This is a genomic window from Psychroserpens mesophilus (assembly GCF_050617655.1).
Lineage (GTDB): Bacteria > Bacteroidota > Bacteroidia > Flavobacteriales > Flavobacteriaceae > Psychroserpens > Psychroserpens mesophilus_A.
This window is the reverse complement of sequence record NZ_JBODQC010000294.1, coordinates 1-256: the sequence shown is the minus strand read 5'-3', so window position 1 is coordinate 256 and position 256 is coordinate 1. Positions and strand designations below refer to the sequence as shown.

General features: G+C 55.5%; 1 pseudogene. It reads left to right on the top strand.

Annotated elements, in window-relative coordinates:
- Positions 1-256 (top strand): annotated as a pseudogene (gene prfC, locus ACRHNM_RS17330) (peptide chain release factor 3); the annotation flags it as partial.

The following is a 256-nucleotide window of genomic DNA, read 5'->3' as shown; positions in this document are numbered from 1 at the left end:
CCCTGAATAATTTCGGGGTCCGGGAATTGCTGGACTGCTTTGTGGAGATCGCGCCGCCCCCACGTCCCAAAAAGGCGGAAGAACGCCTGGTAGAGCCCTCGGAAAAGGAAATGACCGGGTTTGTCTTTAAAATCCACGCCAACATGGACCCCAAACACCGGGACCGCCTGGCATTTGTGAAGATCGTCTCGGGCACATTCCAGCGCAACAAACCCTACCTGCATGTCCGCCTGGACAAGCAACTGAAATTCTCGAG